Annotated in this window: 15 protein-coding genes; 7 read left to right on the forward strand and 8 right to left on the reverse strand. The window is 35.5% G+C overall.

Going from position 1 to position 13,107, the window contains the following annotated elements; genetic code table 11:
- Positions 1-38: 38 nt before the first annotated feature.
- The 7 genes from AC57AW_RS15175 to AC57AW_RS15205 all read right to left on the reverse strand — a co-directional run bounded on the left by AC57AW_RS15175 (position 39) and on the right by AC57AW_RS15205 (position 5,795).
- Positions 39-701 (reverse strand): porin family protein, encoded by a 663-nt coding sequence (locus tag AC57AW_RS15175; RefSeq protein ID WP_496352555.1) that lies wholly within the window; start codon positions 699-701, stop codon positions 39-41.
- A gap of 72 nt (positions 702-773) precedes the next feature.
- On the reverse strand, positions 774-1,442 hold the full coding sequence (locus AC57AW_RS15180) for an outer membrane beta-barrel protein (RefSeq protein WP_496352556.1): 669 nt from the start codon (positions 1,440-1,442) through the stop codon (positions 774-776).
- Positions 1,443-1,517: 75 nt separating this feature from the next.
- Positions 1,518-2,174 (reverse strand): outer membrane beta-barrel protein, encoded by a 657-nt coding sequence (locus tag AC57AW_RS15185; protein ID WP_413930255.1) that lies wholly within the window; start codon positions 2,172-2,174, stop codon positions 1,518-1,520.
- A 457-nt stretch (positions 2,175-2,631) separates the two neighbouring features.
- The gene (locus AC57AW_RS15190) at positions 2,632-3,132 is read right to left on the reverse strand and encodes a hypothetical protein (protein ID WP_496352557.1); all 501 of its coding nucleotides are present in this window, start codon (positions 3,130-3,132) and stop codon (positions 2,632-2,634) included.
- A 144-nt stretch (positions 3,133-3,276) separates the two neighbouring features.
- Complete coding sequence (locus AC57AW_RS15195; protein WP_496352558.1) at positions 3,277-3,939, reverse strand: porin family protein; 663 nt, start codon at positions 3,937-3,939, stop codon at positions 3,277-3,279.
- Between the two features lie 118 nt (positions 3,940-4,057).
- The gene (locus AC57AW_RS15200) at positions 4,058-4,735 is read right to left on the reverse strand and encodes a porin family protein (RefSeq protein ID WP_496352559.1); all 678 of its coding nucleotides are present in this window, start codon (positions 4,733-4,735) and stop codon (positions 4,058-4,060) included.
- A 100-nt stretch (positions 4,736-4,835) separates the two neighbouring features.
- Entirely contained in the window at positions 4,836-5,795 is a 960-nt protein-coding gene (locus AC57AW_RS15205) for a PhoH family protein (protein ID WP_318845564.1), read from the reverse strand.
- Between the two features lie 133 nt (positions 5,796-5,928).
- Here AC57AW_RS15205 and AC57AW_RS15210 point away from each other — a divergent pair, with 133 nt between their 5' ends.
- From AC57AW_RS15210 to rplI, 7 genes are all read left to right on the forward strand, one after another.
- Positions 5,929-6,756, forward strand: coding sequence for an SAM hydrolase/SAM-dependent halogenase family protein (locus AC57AW_RS15210; protein WP_496352560.1), 828 nt, complete (start codon positions 5,929-5,931; stop codon positions 6,754-6,756).
- 63 nt (positions 6,757-6,819) lie between these two features.
- On the forward strand, positions 6,820-8,127 hold the full coding sequence (locus AC57AW_RS15215) for a dihydrolipoamide acetyltransferase family protein (RefSeq protein ID WP_318845562.1): 1,308 nt from the start codon (positions 6,820-6,822) through the stop codon (positions 8,125-8,127).
- Between the two features lie 261 nt (positions 8,128-8,388).
- Positions 8,389-9,012 carry a hypothetical protein gene (locus AC57AW_RS15220; protein ID WP_496352561.1) on the forward strand — a complete coding sequence of 208 codons (624 nt, stop codon included), beginning with the start codon at positions 8,389-8,391 and terminating at the stop codon, positions 9,010-9,012.
- Between the two features lie 42 nt (positions 9,013-9,054).
- Entirely contained in the window at positions 9,055-10,407 is a 1,353-nt protein-coding gene (locus AC57AW_RS15225) for a chloride channel protein (RefSeq protein ID WP_496352562.1), read from the forward strand.
- Positions 10,408-10,614: 207 nt separating this feature from the next.
- Positions 10,615-10,956 (forward strand): 30S ribosomal protein S6, encoded by a 342-nt coding sequence (rpsF, locus tag AC57AW_RS15230; RefSeq protein ID WP_496352563.1) that lies wholly within the window; start codon positions 10,615-10,617, stop codon positions 10,954-10,956.
- Between the two features lie 31 nt (positions 10,957-10,987).
- Positions 10,988-11,290: a 30S ribosomal protein S18 gene (gene rpsR, locus AC57AW_RS15235; protein WP_034706728.1), complete on the forward strand. Its 303-nt coding sequence runs from the start codon at positions 10,988-10,990 to the stop codon at positions 11,288-11,290.
- A 110-nt stretch (positions 11,291-11,400) separates the two neighbouring features.
- A complete protein-coding gene (gene rplI, locus AC57AW_RS15240) occupies positions 11,401-11,904 on the forward strand; it encodes a 50S ribosomal protein L9 (protein ID WP_236854552.1) in 504 nt (167 codons plus the stop codon).
- 304 nt (positions 11,905-12,208) lie between these two features.
- Here rplI and AC57AW_RS15245 read toward each other — a convergent pair whose 3' ends face one another.
- A complete protein-coding gene (locus tag AC57AW_RS15245; protein WP_318845558.1) occupies positions 12,209-13,012 on the reverse strand; it encodes a helix-turn-helix domain-containing protein in 804 nt (267 codons plus the stop codon).
- Positions 13,013-13,107: the final 95 nt, after the last annotated feature.

Below are 13,107 nucleotides of genomic sequence, written 5' to 3' on the forward strand. Positions count from 1 at the left end.
ATTTCTGAGAGTTTTTTTATTTATATAGGAAGATCTGTTTATTTAAACTTATACCCTATTCCTAACTGAAAGAAATTCATTTTTAATGTTTCTCCATCTACAGGATTTTTAATCATATTCGTAAGACCAAAACTGTAGCGTGCATCTACAAATAATCCTTTATGAATATTATAATCAGCTCCTAGGAATAAACCAAAATCTGTAGATTTTAAAGAGTCATCAAGGAACTTTTCTACATACCTCTCTCCTTCTTTGATTCCCGCGGGGTTTGTCATAACCGCATTAGGACCGCTCATTTCAAATTTCACTTTGTTATTGGTCCTAAAACTCACATATGGACCTGCATAAATTCCAAGTTCAGGTGTTGCATAATATCTTGCAGATACAGGAATTATAATTCTGTTCAGGTTCATCTTTTCAGTTACTGTAATGCCAGGTAATGCAACCTCTGCCTTTCCTCCAAGATTAGCATATTCCAGCTCTCCCTGAACAGCAAACTTATTATTGAATTTATGTTCAACCAATCCTCCAACATAAAACCCAGACTTGGATTTTAAACCTCCTTCAATTCCTCCAAACTCAACATCATTTTCATTAGAGTTCAGTTTTGATAAAGCGTAACCCGCTTTTACACCAAACGTAGTCTGTGCATTTAAACCTGCAAATAAAGCGATTGCAGACGCTAGTAAGATTTTTTTCATGATTATCTTGTATTTAAATAGTTTTGGATAAAAAAAGTCCTGAGATTAACTCTCAGGACCCGTTTGTATACTTTATTTATTTTTCACGAATACATATTTAACTCCAAGAGTTACAGAAGCTAAGCTGATTCCTACTTTATAATCACCTGCTCTTCTGGCTCCGTCAATATCTCTTTTGTAACTATTATATCCAAACTCACCAATAGTAGCTTCTACTGACCAGTTTTTGCTTATGAAATAATCCAGACCCGGTCTGATATTAACGCCTACATTGGTATAGCTATTTTTTCTTGAAGAAGAAGGATCAAGGAAAGGATCTCCCGAGTAAATATAACTGTTTGCATCCAGTTTTTCCTTACCAAATTCTACAGGAACCTGCAGTTGTCCGAAGATAAATAATTTGTCAGATAAAGTCCAGTATTTTCTTACGAATGGAACGACTACAAATGCGTTATCTGTATCTTTAGTCTGCACCACATTACCCAGATTATCATTTCCTATGTTGTTTTTTGTGACAGCACTCTTATACCCTATTCCTAATCCTACGGCTAAATTGGTAGTAACGAAGTAACCTGCTGTAGGAAGAATTCTGATAATATCGTCTTTTCTTTTGAATGCGGACTCATGACTTTCATTGTGAAAATACCCTACCTGTCCTGAAAGATAAGAAGTTCCTTTAGCGATCTGCGCGTTTGATAAACCGAAAAGCGCGACAGCGCCCATCAATGCGATTTTTTTCATGATTATTATATTAGTTTTTTTATAAAAAAAAGCCCTAAGAGTTCCTCAGGGCTTTCTTGCTATATGCTTTGTTTATTATTTTGCAAATACATATTTAACTCCGAAAGTTACAGAAGATAAATTCAATCCGAAGTTATAGTTGTTTGTAGCATCACCATCTTTTGGCTTGTAGTTGCTATAACCGAACTCACCGATAGTAGCTTCGATAGACCAGTTCTTGTTTAAGAAATAATCTAAACCTGGCTTCACAGTAACACCAATTTTAGTGTATTTAGCTTCAGTAGAAGTAGAGTTTGTAACAACTGTATTTCCGTTAGTAGCTACAGAACTGTTTTCAGTTTCAGTTTTACCAAACTGCATTGGCACTGCTAATTGTCCGAAGAAATATAACTTGTCAGATAAAGTCCAGTATTTTCTTACGAATGGAGCAACAACAAAAGCAGGAGTTTTAACAACACCTTCGTTTACGATTGTAGTGTTTCCTAAAGTTGTAGTTGTAGTTAGGGTGTTTTTTTCAGTTTGGTAACCAACTCCTAATCCAATTGCTAAGTTAGTGTTTACGAAATATCCAACTGTAGGTAATACGTTGAAGTTTTCTTTTTTATCGTTACCGTTGTTAGATTCTACTTGAGAATAACCAACAGATCCTGATAAATATGTAGTTCCTTTAGCAATCTGAGCGTTTGATAAACCAAAAAGTGCAACTGCACCCGCTAATAATATTTTTTTCATTTTAAAAAATTTTAATACTTTCTGAGGGCAAATTTACAGTGGTCCCCAGTAATATTAAAATTTGTTAATGTGATTAATATCATTGTTAAAATTTAGCGTTTTGTAAAAAAAAATCATAGTTAAGAGGGGTTATTGAGTTTTTCACAATATTATGAATAAAAAAACTCCATTTTATTAACATGAGGCCAATATGTTTACTTTTTAAAATTTTCACTTTTTTTCTAAAACCCCATGGATTCTGGAAAAACTCTAAATTAATTAACCTAAAGTACTAATTTTAAAGTTATTAACTCTTAAAATTTAAACAATTGTTTATAAATTAAGGTTATTTTCACCTTTTCCTGATCGCTGTAAGGTCATTATTTCAAAAATTTCTGATAAAAGATCCGTACAAACCGCTTATATCTTATAAAAAAACTCCGGCCTTCGGCCGGAGTTTCAATATACAATTGCTTTCTTATTTCAAAAAGAAATTATAACCAATGTTAACAGCTCCTACATTCCAGCTGTAGCGTCCCCAACCTGGCAGGTCACGCTTGTTGCTGATTGACTGGTATCCGAGATACAATTCTCCTTTAGACATTTGATATCCAAATTTAGGCTGTGCATAGAAACCACCATCTACTCCATCTTTAGTAGAAATACCATATCCCAGATCCAATCCTACAAAGATAGGAGCTCCTTTAAATTTATATTTCCCGGAAACAGCTACAGGAATAAAACCGAAATCATCAAAGTGATCTTTTCCGAAGAAGTGAGAATATCCTGTTGTTACCCCAAGGTCAAGACCTTTAGCGATATTCCACATATAAGCTGCATCTACTCCTAATGTAAATGAAGATACATCACTTGCATCAGACACAGGAACACCAATATGTCCGCCAATTTTAAAACCTTCCTGCGCTTGAGCAGCACCTCCTAAAAGTGCAAAAGCACCTAGTAATAATAGTTTTTTCATTTTTTTAGTAGCTTTAAATTACCCCGCAAAAGTACTAATTATTTCTATTATAGGGATGACATCGGCCTCTGATGTCAGTATAACGAAAAAAAGCAGGACAAAAATTGTCCTGCTTTTTATTATTTCTAAATAAGGTTTTCCGAATTAGTTTCCTCCGAATTTGAAACCTACACCTAGCTGAGCAAAGCTGTTTTTTACAGTACCTCCGCTGTTGTCATTAGATAGGTTAGATACTCCTAAACTGTATCTCGCATCAAAGAAAAGTCCGTTTTCAAGCATGTACTCTACTCCTAAGAAAGGTGCAAGGTTTAGTGACTTGATATCTTTTTTAATATCTACTTCACCAGTATCTCCTTCCACTTCTATATCAAGAAAATCTGAACCAATAACTGTTTTTTGTTTAGCGGTAAGAATAATCCCTACATTAAGACCTGCTGCTACAGAGAAACCTTCCGTAATAAAGTATTTTGCAGAAACCGGAACTAAAAGAGTCCCAAAAGTAATTTTAGTTGATTCACCAAAATACACCCCTCCGGCATTTACTCCATCTATTTTTTCTTTAGCTCCCAGTGGTGAGTATAGAACCTCTCCCTGAACAGCAAAGTTATCATTGAATTTGTACTCAGCCATCCCACCAATATAGAAGGTATATTTCGGAGACATTTTTCTCCCCTCAAGATCATCCTGCTTATCGTCCAATTTAATAGTTGACATTGCGAAACCAGCTTTTGGACCAAATCGAAATTCTTGTGCGTTTGCAGAAATTCCCATAACAGCGACCGCTGCAACAAGTAGAAGTTTTTTCATGTTTAGTTAGTTTTTTAAATTAAATAGGTGGCAAAAATAGTCTTTTTTTTCAAATATGAAAATTGTAACGCTTTTTATTACTGGAATTAAGAAAAATATAATATTTTAATTTTTAACCTTAAAAACTTAATTTATTAAATTTAAAACCTATCCCAATCTGAAGTGAGCTGCTTTTAAGCGTATTATACCCCTCTCCATTACTATTTTTTGCAATATCAGATACTCCGAAGATATAACGCCCATCTATGAATATTTTTTTACTCAAATGAAATTCTACTCCCAAGAAAGGGTTTACTTCAAAGACTTTTACTTTTTTCTTAATATCCTCAGTCTCTCTCAATAAGTTTAGATATAATTCAAATCCGTCTTTACCATTGGTTCTGTATTTGCTTTCTGCTGCTACAACAAAAGCCATATTGACGCCTGCATTAACATTAAATTTGTCATTGAAATAATATTTAGCCATCAAAGGAATATTTAGTTTTCCAAGAGAAATAGCATTTACAATAGTATAATCACTAAATTCATCTTCTTGGTACCCCCAGCTATTTCTTCCGCCAGCTCTCGCAAATCCCAACTCGGCTTGTAAAGCAAAATTCTGATTTAATTTATGTTCGAGGAAGATAGCAACATGTGCCGTTATCATGCCTTTAGATGAAAAATCGAAATCAGAATCGGCGTAGTCCGTCTTTAAAGTAGAACGTCCAACTCCGGCTCTGATCCCGACTGTATTTTTTTGAGCATTTAAGCTTATTCCTATTAAAGAAATTAATGCGGCCGATAAAAGTTTTTTCATGGTTAAGTTTAAAATTTCCTGCGAATATATTCCCAATTTTTCAGGATTGATCGGATACATTTTAAATTTTACCTAAATGTAACTTTCTGGCAACAAAAAATTAATCGTTTCTCTGCCTTTTATCTTCGTCGTTATAGGCAATAATAATTTTCTTTACCACAGGGTGTCGCACAACATCTTCTTCCGTTAAGTGTACAAATCCTATTTCTTTTACATCCTTCAGAATTCTCATGGCTTCTCTTAATCCGGATTGTTGTTTTGGTGGCAAATCTACCTGGGTAGGATCTCCTGTGATAATAAATTTCGCATTCATTCCCATTCTGGTTAAAAACATTTTCATCTGAGAATGGGTCGTATTCTGGGCTTCATCTAAAATTACAAAAGCATCATCCAGCGTTCTTCCTCTCATGAAAGCCAATGGTGCCACCTCAATCACTTTTTTCTCCATGAATCCTTCCAGTTTCTCATGAGGAATCATATCACGAAGCGCATCATATAAAGGCTGTAAATAAGGATCCAGCTTTTCTTTAAGGTCACCAGGAAGGAATCCCAGACTCTCTCCTGCTTCTACAGCTGGCCTGGTCAGGACAATTCTTTTCACCTCTTTATCTCTTAGAGCTCTTGCAGCCAATGCCACACTGGTATATGTCTTTCCGGTTCCGGCAGGACCAATGGCGAAAACCATATCCTTTTTCTCCGTTTCTTTTACCAGTTTTTTAAGATTGGTTGTTTTAGCCTTAATGACTTTTCCGTTTACTCCTTTTACAATAATATCCTGATCGAAAACCAGTTGTTTCTCGTTTTCATCTTTAATATTCAATATATTTTCAACGTCTTTCAGTCCTATTGAATTATTTTTTGAGATAAAACTGACAATATCCTCCAGCTTTTGTTTTAGTATGTCTAAAGCTTCCTTATTTCCCATGGCAAAGATGAAATGATCTCTTCCTGTAATTTTAATGGTTGGAAAGCTTGATTTTAATAAGTTGAAATATTGGTTATTAACTCCATAGAAGATTTTCGCATCGATATCTTCCAAATCATATGTCAATTCAAACATGCAGTATTTTTATTTTTAGATTTTAAAATTAAAGCTTTTTTTCAAATTTTTATCAAATTCTTTTCAACAATCTTTCGGGCTTTCTTTTTATTTTAAATAACTTTGCAATACTACACTATTCTATAAATTGCTCATGTCAATTATTACCCTTACTTCGGATTTCGGAAATTTAGATTACAGAGTTGCCGCTGTGAAAGGCAAAATTCTGTCTCTAAACCCTGAGGTTAATATTGTTGATATAACCCACGACATCCAGGCATTCAACCTTATACAGACTTCGTATATTGTAAGAAATGCTTATAAATATTTTCCAAAAGGAAGCATTCACATCATTTCTGTGGACAGCTTTTACAACAAATCAAGAAAGAATATCATTTATAAAGCTGATGGATCCTACTTTCTGGCGGCAGACAATGGTCTTTTAAGCCTTATATTTTTCGATATTAAACCCGAAGCGATCTATGAGCTTACGCTAAATAATCGTTTTGATGACATCATCGATTTTACTTCTACAGACATCTTTGTTCCTGCAGCAGTACATCTTGCCAATGGCGGACTGCCTGAAGTAATAGGACGAAAAATAAGTACAGCCAAACAGCTGATGTTCCCAAGAGCGGTTTATAATGAATCTGAGGGCATGGTTATTGGCGAAGTGACCTATATTGATAATTTCGGAAATATAATCTCAAATATCAACAAAGATTTTTTCGAAAACATTAGTAAAGGCTATGACAATTTCACCATAAAATTCAGGAATTTAAGTCTTTCAAGGATATTTTCCAGCCATACGGAGCTTGTTTCAGATTGGGAAAGGGAGACCGAATTTCATGGGCAGTCGGCTGCTATTTTCAATGATAGTCAATTATTGGAGCTTACCATCTACAAAGGAAGCAAGAAAAACGGCGCCAAAAGCCTGTTTGGATTGAATGTAGGCGAAAATATTTATATTGAATTCAGCTAAGATTATATATTTCATAAAAAAACCGATTTTTTTTATATATTTGTCAAAATCTAAAAATCAAAAATGGCAGAATACAAATTATTGCTTCCTTCCATGGGAGAAGGTGTTATGGAAGCGACAATTATCACTTGGTTATTCAATGAGGGTGATAACGTAAAGGAGGATGACTCCGTAGTAGAAATTGCAACAGATAAAGTAGATTCAGACGTTCCGACACCAGTTTCGGGGAAAATCGTAAAAATTTTAAAGCAAAAAGATGAAGTTGCAAAAGTAGGTGAAGCCATTGCTATTTTAGAAATTGAAGGAGAAGGCGCAGCTTCAGAAGAAGTAAAAACTGAAACTCCGGCAGCTACTCCGGATGCAGACACTTTAAAAGCGATTGAAGAGCCTTTACAAACAACAATTGCTTCAAGCGTAGAATTCTCAGGAGACCTTTATTTATCTCCACTTGTAAAATCTATCGCACAACAGGAAAAAATTTCTGAAACTGAACTGAAATCCATCAAAGGAAGCGGTTTAGAAGGAAGAATCACAAAAGAAGATATATTGGCATATGTTGCCAACAGAGGAAGCCAGCCAGTTCAGCAGGCTGCTCCGGTACAGGCAGCATCTACTCCAAAACCAGCAGTATCTGCTCCGGCAGCTACGATCCCTGTAAATGCAGGTGATGAGATCATTCCAATGGACAGAATGAGAAAGATCATCGCTGAAAACATGGTAAAAGCAAAACAAATAGCTCCACACGTTACTTCTTTCATCGAAACAGACGTTACCAACGTTGTGAAATGGAGAAATAAAAACAAAGCAGTATTTGAAAAGCGCGAAGGTGAGAAATTGACTTTCATGCCGATTTTCGTAAAAGCTGTAGTGAAAGCAATCCAGGATTTCCCAATGATCAATGTTTCTATCAATGGTGAAAACATCATCAAAAAGAAAAACATCAACATTGGTATGGCGACTGCCCTTCCGGACGGAAACCTTATTGTTCCTGTTATCAAGAATGCTGATCAGCTATCACTTTCAGGTCTTGCAAAAGCAATCAATGACCTGGCATACAGAGCAAGAAATAAGAAATTAAGACCAGAAGACACTCAGGGTGCCACTTATACAATTTCTAACGTAGGAAGCTTCGGAAACCTTATGGGAACTCCTATCATTCCTCAGCCTCAGGTAGCTATTTTAGCAATCGGAGCTATCGTTAAGAAACCTGCTGTTCTTGAAACAGCTGATGGTGATGTGATTGCAATCAGAAACTTAATGTTCATGTCTCACTCTTATGACCACAGAGTAGTAGACGGTTCTTTAGGAGGAATGATGCTGAAGCATGTTCACGATTACCTTCAAAACTGGGATCTGAATACAGAAATATAAGTAATGAATAATTAGCAATAAGTAATTTTGCTGATTTTAAATACTAAACCTTCGATCTAATCGGAGGTTTTTTTGTTTTTAGCAGTCAAACTTTACAGAATATCAAAAGATTAAACAACATAAAATATCAATTATAAATAATCAAATAAAAAGATATTTATTTATCAAATCATCAATAAAATAAACACAATTACACATTATCACAACTTATTTTGAAATTAGATTTATTAGCATTATTTTTAAACAAATAAATATTCAATAATGGATCTGGATTACAGAAAGGATGACATGACAAAATTTTCTGCCTTCACTGAGCAGGATGAAAAACTCATTACTGAAGTTTACGATCAGCTTTCTATAGATTATGATATTTCAGTGATTGATATTGAAGACTCTCCTTATGAGCAATTCAGTTCACATGCTATGTATCCACTATTCATCCCTCAAATCTGTTACCGGGTAAAAGACAGAAATAATAACAGTTCTTTCTACCTTTTTGTTGTCAGTAAAGTTGGGGTTACATCAAGAGGAGGTCGTCTAGGTCGTAAATTTGACACCATTCAACTTTGGGGATTAAAAAAACTTGAAGAAGATTTTGGGTATATTTCCATCAACAGGAAGAGATTAATGGATAAGATTGCAGGGATCTTCAGCAGTTTTAATATCAATTTTAAAGATCATGATTTTAAAGACTTCTATGTTTTAGGAAGTGATCAATTTAAAACCATGAATTTTCTAACCCCTAAAAGAAAAGCATCTATAAAAACTTTTCCGAATGAAAACTTTAAACTTGAAGTGAAAAATAATATTTTAAGCTTCGGTTTACCGGAAATACTTACGATTGGAAACGCTGAAATCATCTCAAAGTTTTTAAACGAAATATAATTTCCGAAATTTTACCGTAATTTCATCCCACAAAACAGACAAATGCTGAAAATTTTCATCCTGATACGGAAATCTATCAAAAATTCCTTTGACAATATCCGGAACGAACAGCTGAAGTACAACCTGCTTCAGGCCATTCCTTTTTGGATAGGTTCTGTGATTACAGGTTTTTTTGCCGTCATGTATGCGCAGGTGTTTGCCTGGGGTGAACATCTCATGAATTTTATTTTTGACTGGCATGCGTGGATGATTTTCATCATTGCACCCATAGGATTTGTACTTTCCTGGTGGCTGGTAAAAGAATTTGCTCCCAATGCCAAAGGAAGCGGCATTCCACAGGTAATGGCTGCAGTAGAACTCGCCAACCCGAAAGAACACCGCAAGATCAGAAATCTTCTGAGTATTAAAATTATTTTTTTCAAAATTCTGTCCTCTGTCATTCTGGTTATCGGAGGAGGCGCTGTAGGACGCGAAGGACCTACCATTCAGATTGCGGGTTCTGTTTTCAGAAAAGTCAACGAATATCTTCCCGAATGGTGGCCGAAGATTTCCAAGAAAAATATGATTATGACAGGAGCTGCCGCCGGACTTGCAGCAGCATTCAACACTCCTTTGGGCGGTATTGTTTTCGCTGTGGAAGAACTATCAAAAACCCATATCAATTATTTTAAAACAGCTTTGTTTACAGCGGTAATTATTGCCGGCCTTACAGCGCAAACACTGGCTGGATCTTATTTATACCTGGGATACCCGAAGACGAATGATGTTTCTTTAATGGTAATGTTCCCGATTGTACTTGTTGCTGCAACTGCAGGTATTCTCGCCAGTCAGCTTTCTGTTGCTATGCTTAAAATAAACAGCTGGAAAAAGAATACACTGAAAACCGATAAAGCCAATGTGATATTCCTGATCATTTGTGCTTTAATTATAGCTTCAATTGCTTATTTCATCAACAGGGAAATTCTGGGCTCCGGAAAAGAAATTATGGAGCGGGTTCTTTTCACAAAAGATAAGCATGAAGACTGGTATGTTCCGATTCTGAGAATGCTTGGCCCTGCCCTTTCTTTTACTTCCGGGGGTGCAGGTGGAATTTTTGCCCCTGCTCTCACTGCAGGAGCAAGTATTGGCTCTGTTATTTCAGGGGCAATTCATTTGTCTCCCAACGAAACCAATGTCGTTATTCTGGCGGGAATGGTAGCTTTTCTTACAGGAATTACCAGAGCGCCGTTTACTTCGGCTATTATCGTTCTGGAAATGACCGACAGACACTCATTGATCTTCCACCTGATGCTGGCGGGAATGGTTTCTTCTATTGCCTCTATTTTAGTAAGCAGACATTCATTGTATGATGTATTGAAGGTGAATTTCCTGACAGAATTGAGACAGAAGGATTAGTTGGAGAATGCTCAGCTGAAGGTTGATGGCTTTTAAAAGTATATTATTAAAAATAGCTTTTAAATATAACCTTAAGCAATACCCTCAAAACATTAAACTTTAAACTCCAGACCATCAGCACTCAACTATTTCACGAATCCTCTTGCATATAAGAAATATATTCTCTAATTTTGCACCTCGAAATAATTAACAAATTCATTTAACATTATGAACAATTACGAAACTGTTTTCATTTTAACTCCCGTTCTATCTGAGTCACAGGTAGAGGAAGCAGTGAACAAGTATGTAGATCTTATCAAAGAAAAGAACTGCGAAATCGTTGCTAAAGAAAACTGGGGACTAAAAAAATTAGCTTACCCTATCCAATTGAAAAAGAATGGGTTCTATACTCTAATCGAATTCAAAGGAGAAGGTACTGTAGTAGCTGATTTAGAATTAGCATTTAAGCGTGACGAAAGAGTAATCCGTTACCTTACTACAAAACTTGACAAGCATGCTGTTGAGTACGCTATAACTAGAAGAACTAAAGTAAAAGCGGCTAAAGCTTAATTATTAACCCTATTTTTTAAAAAGACAAGACATGGCAATAGATGAAATGGCTAAACAAGCCTCAGCTGGAGGAGAATCAGAAGTAAAATTCCTTACTCCACTTGATATCAATACAAAATCTGAAAAGAAATATTGTAGATTCAAAAAATACGGAATTAAGCACGTAGATTACAAAGATGCTGACTTCTTATTACAATTTGTAAACGAGCAAGGTAAAATTTTACCAAGAAGATACACTGGAACTTCTTTAAAGTACCAGAGAAAAGTTTCTGCTGCTATCAAAAGAGCAAGACACCTTTCTTTACTACCTTACGTAGCTGACTTATTGAAATAAGACAAAAAATAAATAAAAGAAGAGGGCAACCTCTTCTTTTGTTGCTGAATAAATAATTAATTCTAACTTGATTTTAGATCACTCTAAAATCTAAAAAAAGGACAACAACAATGGATATCATCCTAAAACAAGACGTAGAAAACTTAGGACTTGAGTTTGATACAGTAAGCGTAAAGCCTGGTTATGCTAGAAACTTCTTACTTCCTAAAGGAATCGCTCTTTTAGCTACACCTAAAAACAAAGCAGCTCTAGAAGCTACTTTAGAAGCTAGAAAAGAAGAAGAAGCTAAATTAATCGCTGCTGCAAACGCTGTAGTAGATCAATTGAAGAAAACTTCTATCACTATTCCTGCAAAAGTAGGTTCTGGTGATAAATTATTCGGATCTATCAACAATGCAGATCTTTCTGCTGCTCTAGCTAAAGCTGGAGTTTCTGTAGAGAAGAAATACATCAAAATCCCAGGGAACACTATTAAGAGAACTGGTAAAGTAACAGCAAACATCAGATTACACAGAAACGTTGAGTACAATTTCGAATTCGATATCGTATCTGACGCTCCAGTTGTAGCTGCTCCTGCTGCTAAAAAGGAAGAAGTTAAATCTGAAGAAGCTTAATTTAAGCAACTGAGATTTTCTCACCATACAGACCACTTCAATTTATTGGAGTGGTTTTTTGTTTGTATGATGTGGAAAGTTTACACCTTGATAGAGCCGATTCTTAACTACCCCGTCTTTTTGCCTTGCAAAAATCCACCCCTTCAGAGAAGAGGAATTCAGGGAATCCTTACTCATATTATTCCTGATTGATTGCTTTCTTATTTAAACATGTATAAGTCCAAGTAAGATTGTACAGTGAAAAAAACAAATCTAATACCCCGCATCCCATCAACATCCCGAATCTCGAAACCCTCAAACACTTCTACTTATTCCCTCTCAGTTTCTGCTGATATTCCGTAGGAGCAATACCAATTACTTTTTTGAAAATATTACTGAAAGACGACAGACTGTTGTACCCTACCATCATTGCTATTTCGTACATATTGTATTTTTCTTCCAGCATCAGCTCCAGAGAACGTGTAATTCGTAATGCTCGTAGAAAACGAACGTAATTCATCCCCAAAATCTCTTTAAATTTCCTCGAAAGAGTTCTTGTACTCATTCCGAATTCTTTTGCCGTAGATTCAATGGTAAGAGGCTTTTCAAGGTTAGCATGAATGTATCTTGCAATCTTCAGCAGTGTTTCATCTTTTGGAAAAGGATGCTGTATCGGAAATGCAAGATGCTTATTCTTTTTCTCCTGTAAAACACCTTTGAGAGCTTTGAGGAAATAATATTTAGAACCATCATTTTTTGTAATTTTCCCATCCCAATCTTTAGTGTAAAAAATCATCTCCCGAAGTAAGTTATTGACGGAATAAATATTAATTTCATCAAAAAAGCCATTTTCATTTTCTTCTTTCTTAAAATAAAAATTATATAAATCGACTTTCGGGCTGGTAGAAAAAATGTAGTGAGGTGTCCCGGCCGGAATCCACATAAAGCATCTTGCAGGAAGGTACCAGTGCCTCTGATCTGTAAAAACATGTACAATCCCTCCTTCTGCGTATACTAATTGTGCAGAACTGTGGTAATGAATTTCCGTTGTTACATTGCCTGTGAGGACATGATAGATATAAAATTCGGCATCTTCTTCTTCTACTGCTTTGAAATGGCTGTCATTCATGAAATAAAGATAAGAAGAATTTTCAAATTGGCATAAATGAACAAATCTTTTTCTGTTTTCACAAATAGGGTCGGATACATGTCATCGTACCTTTG

It is taken from the genome of Chryseobacterium sp. BGA-UO-ETr-SB22, from assembly GCF_059567885.1.

What these genes read in the sequence shown, in the direction of transcription:
- rpsF (WP_496352563.1), top strand. Translation starts at nt 10,615, where the DNA reads ATGAACAATTACGAAACTGTTTTCATTTTAACTCCCGTTCTATCTGAG.
- AC57AW_RS15190 (WP_496352557.1), bottom strand. Translation starts at nt 3,132, where the DNA reads ATGAAAAAACTATTATTACTAGGTGCTTTTGCACTTTTAGGAGGTGCT.
- rplI (WP_236854552.1), top strand. Translation starts at nt 11,401, where the DNA reads ATGGATATCATCCTAAAACAAGACGTAGAAAACTTAGGACTTGAGTTT.
- AC57AW_RS15215 (WP_318845562.1), top strand. Translation starts at nt 6,820, where the DNA reads ATGGCAGAATACAAATTATTGCTTCCTTCCATGGGAGAAGGTGTTATG.
- AC57AW_RS15175 (WP_496352555.1), bottom strand. Translation starts at nt 701, where the DNA reads ATGAAAAAAATCTTACTAGCGTCTGCAATCGCTTTATTTGCAGGTTTA.
- AC57AW_RS15245 (WP_318845558.1), bottom strand. Translation starts at nt 13,012, where the DNA reads ATGAATGACAGCCATTTCAAAGCAGTAGAAGAAGAAGATGCCGAATTT.
- AC57AW_RS15220 (WP_496352561.1), top strand. Translation starts at nt 8,389, where the DNA reads ATGGATCTGGATTACAGAAAGGATGACATGACAAAATTTTCTGCCTTC.
- AC57AW_RS15205 (WP_318845564.1), bottom strand. Translation starts at nt 5,795, where the DNA reads ATGTTTGAATTGACATATGATTTGGAAGATATCGATGCGAAAATCTTC.
- AC57AW_RS15210 (WP_496352560.1), top strand. Translation starts at nt 5,929, where the DNA reads ATGTCAATTATTACCCTTACTTCGGATTTCGGAAATTTAGATTACAGA.
- AC57AW_RS15185 (WP_413930255.1), bottom strand. Translation starts at nt 2,174, where the DNA reads ATGAAAAAAATATTATTAGCGGGTGCAGTTGCACTTTTTGGTTTATCA.
- AC57AW_RS15225 (WP_496352562.1), top strand. Translation starts at nt 9,055, where the DNA reads ATGCTGAAAATTTTCATCCTGATACGGAAATCTATCAAAAATTCCTTT.
- AC57AW_RS15180 (WP_496352556.1), bottom strand. Translation starts at nt 1,442, where the DNA reads ATGAAAAAAATCGCATTGATGGGCGCTGTCGCGCTTTTCGGTTTATCA.
- rpsR (WP_034706728.1), top strand. Translation starts at nt 10,988, where the DNA reads ATGGCAATAGATGAAATGGCTAAACAAGCCTCAGCTGGAGGAGAATCA.
- AC57AW_RS15200 (WP_496352559.1), bottom strand. Translation starts at nt 4,735, where the DNA reads ATGAAAAAACTTTTATCGGCCGCATTAATTTCTTTAATAGGAATAAGC.
- AC57AW_RS15195 (WP_496352558.1), bottom strand. Translation starts at nt 3,939, where the DNA reads ATGAAAAAACTTCTACTTGTTGCAGCGGTCGCTGTTATGGGAATTTCT.